This is a genomic window from Methanosarcina spelaei (assembly GCF_002287235.1).
GTDB classification, from domain to species: domain Archaea; phylum Halobacteriota; class Methanosarcinia; order Methanosarcinales; family Methanosarcinaceae; genus Methanosarcina; species Methanosarcina spelaei.
The window spans coordinates 1-5,516 of record NZ_LMVP01000131.1 but is presented as its reverse complement, the minus strand read 5'-3'; the positions used below and the strand labels follow the sequence as shown (position 1 = coordinate 5,516).

Below are 5,516 nucleotides of genomic sequence, written 5' to 3'. Positions count from 1 at the left end.
TAGCCATCATTTGATCGAACAATGGGCCGAAATGTATGTAACTCCCATTAGGATAGTTGGTCATCGGATTGAAAAACATCCTATTGGGGTAATTTTCAAGCAGAACCTTTAAGGTACGCATATGGTACCAGGCATCATTGGTCGCGAACCTTACGGATCCATCGGATAAGAACACCGTATTTGAAGGAAGTGTTTTAACCCATAGAGATATAAAACCGATTATCGCAACTGCCAGAGTATAAGGCCAGCTGGATTTGATTTTATCTTTGAATGATGATACAGGATGATCCTGAGAACTCATAATAATCCCCTTTAAGAGGTAAGTTTTTTCAATCAAATATATAGTTTATGGAATAATAATATCAAATAGATAATATTAGATAATATTAGATAATATTAGATAATATTAGATAATATTATTCTACGCAGGCTACTCAGTAGGATTATAAATAATCCTACCTTATTTCTGTTCAGAAACTTCACGCAGTTTTCATATTAGATCGATCTGGACAATTTACAAGAGACCTACTATTGCCTGAGGGGGTTTTTGCTTATTTTTCATGTGGCAGATTTCTCAAGCTATTTACTTCAGACAGTAATAGTTCTGCTAAAAGACGTGGCTATGCTTCCGGTTCAACTTTGAGAATCCCTTCGAGACGTGAAATTACCTTGTTAACAGTATATAAGAGTATACAACTGACTGATATATAAATAAAAGTATATGTAATTGACGGATATAAATAAAAGTATATGTAACTGACGGATATAAATAAAAGTATATGTAACTGACGGATGTATATAAATAATTTTTGTAACTATTCAGCATACCCAAACGTGTCTATCGATATTGATTATAGTGAAAGCAAGGAATCCAAGAAATAACCTGTGGAAAAGGAATAAACGGAATCAATTGGTAACAGATTAAGAAAATCAATTTACAGAAATTTGTCGATTGAATTTTAATAAATATGGCTATTGATTCTGTTTTACATAGGCTGAATAGTTACTAAATTTTTTGAAAAAAATGGCAGTCTCTTAAGAAAATCCTAAAAGAAATATTTCCTGGAAGAGTAGAAACAAAACTAAAAAACAGAAGAATAAAGGAAAAATAAAGGTGGAGTAGAGTAAAATAGCACACTCTCTTTTTATCTTTACTTCTTTATTTCTTTATTTCTTCTCCTTTCAATACGGCTTCTTCACTTACTTTTACTTCTTTTGTCGTATCGCCATAACTCAACACATAGGGCCCTGAAGGTGCAGTATCAAATTGTGTTTGGCCTGCAATCGGACCTTCTGTCGAATAAGGCACTGTGAATTCATACCTTCCCTGAGAGTCTGTAGTTGTTGATTGAGTGTATTCAAAGGTCCGTCCCTTATCTGTAAGGATTGTAGTACTTATTTTAACAGTTTCGTTAGGAGAAGCCATTCCGGTTATATTCGCACCTTTGACGTACTCGAATATCTTGACAGAACCTGTATCTACCTCAGGGAGCTTGCCTCCGTAGAAGTAGTTGTAAACCTGTTTATATGCGACTTCGTTACTCTGGTAGGCTTCAGTCTCGTAGACCATACGGTAATGTTTCAAGCCATTTCCGTCAAAAATGTGAAGTTTTGCTTTCATGGTATTGAAATATCGGGCAGTAGGTATGCTCTGATATTGGTTACCTATCCAGTAAGCCTGATCGTACCCTTCAGTATCAAGAGTCCAGGCAGGCATTGCCGAGAACATAACTGTAGCCATTCTGGCATCAGACATTATATAGCGTGCACCTGCTTTGTCAGGCCTCGGGTCTATGGCTTCAAGAACTGCACTTGCTTCTTCTTCAGATGGGGCTGTGAAAAAGGTTGCTGCACCTGGCTGGTTTGTCTCGTTGATGCTTACCCTTCGGCCTCCTATTCCTGCCTGGAACGGATTAGCATTTGGCATCCTGTGCCCTATTGTCTCTATGTAGTGCCCGTAGTCCCACCATGACATGACACCGTAAGCCGTATCAGGATACTGGAACATCTCTCCGTTTTTCGGGGCTTCATAAACGGCATTGTAGTTCATACCAGGGTCTGGGGTGTTTGAACGGAGCCAGTCACAAGCTTCCACCCACTGACTAGGGATACTGCTTGGAGTTTCTGTATCTAGCATCGCAGATCCGTATACAGGATAAATCAGAAGTACTACTATGGCCAGGACTGCTAGAACCTGCTGTACTTTGATGAATTTAAAAGCCTTCGGAATATCTTCGGGCAATTTTACGGTATTTTTGAACTTCTGGTCAAGTTCGTTCCATTTCACTTTATCGAGCAGCAGACCTCCAAGATAGGCACTCAGGATTGATATATTTATAGAATAGTAGTATGCAAAGCGGTTCTGTCCGTAAATTGCAAAAAGAATTAAAAGACTCCAGATAAGAAGTAACACTTCCTGAGGTTTTGGTTTTCTGAATAGATTTGCAGCCAGAATAACTATCCCCAGTAAAGAAGCAAGAAATCCTGTAGGAGTAAAATATTTATAAGCTTCCGACGGGACGATCTTATTACCTCTGCGAAACATAGAAGAAGCTTCACCAATTGTAGAGGGTCCTCCCTGTTGAATCCCAAAAACAGTGCTCGGCGCATTCATAATCAGGGAATAAAGTGAAGGAGATAAAATTTTGATAAATATAATCCCGAGAATACCAGCTCCAAGGATTATCAGTGGGTAATAATAAGTCTTCATTTTCTTTCTTTTTAATTCTCTTTGAATAAGACTCAAAGCCGCAAAGCCTGCCATTGCCCCAATAGCAGTAATAACATGAAACCAGGAATAATAATACAGAGAAAAGCCCATATCCATATGGACAAAGGGAAGGATAAGCACTGTACTTACTAAACATGTAACTATGCCTGTAAACCCAAGGTAATCGCTTGACTCATTCCGGAAGTTGTCAAAGATACACTGGAATATGGCGTAAACAAGAACGATCAATAAGAAAAGCGAGCCTCCTGGCCAACAAAGCTGGTATGCTGAATACATTACACCAGCCAGAACCGAATATATAAAAGGTTCTTTCAAGACTTTTAAGTTTTTATTAAACACATCTTCAAAACGCAGCTTTTTCTCCTTTGCCGAGATCAAAGCCAGCATGAAACACATCATGAAAAAGGTACTAAACAGTGACTCGGCAACATGATGGTCTGTAGAGCCAATCATTGAATGGAGTAGAAAATGTCCTGGAGCAAATGCAATTAAAATTGCAGCCAAAATTCCTGTCTTGTGACCACCAATATACTTTCCGATATAGTAAACAGGAATGACAGTTAAAGCTCCGAGAACTGCAGGAAAGTAAGCTCCAATAGTATCAACTAGATGAGAACTTGGATGACCCAGACCTAGAATCAGTGAAGTAATAGCCATCATTTGATCGAACAATGGACCAAAATGTATGTAACTCCCGTTAGGATAATTGGTCATTGGGTCGAAAAACATTCTGTGGGGGTAGTTATCAAGCAGAACCCTTAAGGTACGCATATGAAACCAGGCATCATTAGCCGTAAACCTTACGGACCCATCGGATAAGAATACCGTAGCTGAAGGACGTGTTCTGATCCATAGAGACACGAGACCGATTATCGCAACTGCCAAAGTATAAGGCCAGCTGGACTTAATTTTATCTTTGAATGATAATACAGGATGATCCTGAGAACTCATAATAATCCCTTCGAAGGTGATTTTTTTCAAATAAATATAATTCGTGAAAGAAGAAAATCAAATAAGATATTATTATCCTATGCAGCCAACTTAGTCTAATTATTTATGATTCTACCTTATTTATCTTCAGGAACCTCATGCATCTTTCATACTGAATCGGTCAGGACATTCTTCAAGAGATTCAGTGTTCTCGGTTTTACTTTTCTTCCCTGGCGCTCAGTTCTTTAAGATTTTCGACCAACAGTATGTTTTCTAAAAGACGTGGCAATGTTCTAGTTCCATTTTAAGAAAACTCCTTGACATATAAAATAACTTTATCAATAGTATATAAAATTATATGTAACCTGGGAATATATAAAAAAACAAACATTCTGGAAAAGTAGAGGGCTACTTCAAAATCTCAAAGATAAGCCTTTCTAGGGGGATAAAACGAAAATAAAGATAAAAAAGAAGAAAAAGAGAAAGGTATGAAACTAACTTAACTTCACATCTAAGTTGTTTAGACCTTTATCTCTTCTCCTTTCAATACGGCTTCTTCACTTACTTTTACTTCTTTTGTCGTATCGCCATAACTCAACACATAGAGTCCTGAAGGTGCAGTATCAAATTGTGTTTGGCCTGCAATCGGACCTTCTGTTGAATAAGGCACTGTAAATTCGTACCTTCCCTGAGAGTCTGCAGTAGTTGACTGCGAGTACTCAAAGGTCCTCCCCTGATTTGTAAGGATTGTTGTATTTATTTTTACAGTCTCTTTGGGAGAAGCCATTCCTGTTATGTTTGCACCTTTAACGTACTCGAAGACCTTGACATGACCTGTATCTACTTCAGGGATTTTGCCTCCGTATAAGTAATTGTAGACCTGCTTGTACCCTACTTCGTCAGTTTGATAGGCCTCAGTCTCGTGAACCATACGATACTGCTTCAAGCCATTTCCGTCAAAAGTATGCAGCCTTGCTACCATGGAACTGAAATATCGGGTAGAAGGTCTGCTCTGATATTGGCTACCTGTCCAGTAAGCCTGGTAGTACCCATCAGTATCAAGAGTCCAGGTAGCAATTGATCTTAACATCCCTGTAGCCATTTTGGTATCAGACATTATGTATCGTGCACCTGCCTTGTCAGGCCTTGGATCTATGGCTTCAAGTACTGCACTTGCTTCTTCTTCAGATGGGGCTGTGAGAAAGGTTGCAGCCCCTGGCTGGTTTGTCTCGTTAATGCTTACTCTGCGTCCTCCTACTCCGGCCTGGAAGGGGTTTGCATTTGGCATCCTGTGACCAATTATCTCTATATAGTGCCCGTAGTCCCACCATGACATAACACCGTATGCCGTATCTGGATACTGGAACATATCTCCGTTTTTTGGAGCTTCATAAACGGCATTATAGTCCATTCCTGGATCAGGAGTATTTGAACGAAGCCAGTCACAAGCTTCCACCCACTGATCAGGTGTACCGTTCGAAATTTTTGTATATAAAATTGCAGATCCGTATACAGGATAGATCAAAAATACTATTATAGCCAGAACTGCAAATATCTGCTTTACTTTGATGAATTTAAAAGCCTTCGGTATATCTTCAGGCGATTTTACATTACTTTTGAACTTCTGGTCAAGTTCGTTCCATTTGACGTTGCCAAGCAGCAGACCTCCCAGATAAGCACTCAGGATTGAAACGTTTATAGAATAGTAGTATGCAAAGCGGTTCTGGCCGTAAATGGCAAGGAGAATCAAAATACTCCATATAAAAAGCAGTACTTCCTGAGGCTTTGGTTTTCTAAATAGATTTGCAGCCAGAATAACTATCCCCAGTAAAGAAGCTAGCAATCCTGTAGGAGT

The 5,516-nt window shown here is 38.9% G+C and carries 1 protein-coding gene and 2 pseudogenes; all 3 read right to left on the bottom strand.

The features are described 5' to 3' along the window. A pseudogene (locus tag ASJ81_RS08430) lies at nucleotides 1-301 on the bottom strand (oligosaccharyl transferase, archaeosortase A system-associated); the annotation flags it as partial. An 858-nt stretch (nucleotides 302-1,159) separates the two neighbouring features. Then, the gene (locus ASJ81_RS08425; protein ID WP_095644088.1) at nucleotides 1,160-3,682 is read right to left on the bottom strand and encodes an oligosaccharyl transferase, archaeosortase A system-associated; all 2,523 of its coding nucleotides are present in this window, start codon (nucleotides 3,680-3,682) and stop codon (nucleotides 1,160-1,162) included. Nucleotides 3,683-4,181: 499 nt separating this feature from the next. Further along, nucleotides 4,182-5,516, bottom strand: a pseudogene (locus ASJ81_RS08420) (oligosaccharyl transferase, archaeosortase A system-associated); the annotation flags it as partial.

Coding starts and splice junctions, on each gene's coding strand:
- ASJ81_RS08425 (WP_095644088.1), bottom strand. CDS start 3,682: ATGAGTTCTCAGGATCATCCTGTATTATCATTCAAAGATAAAATTAAG.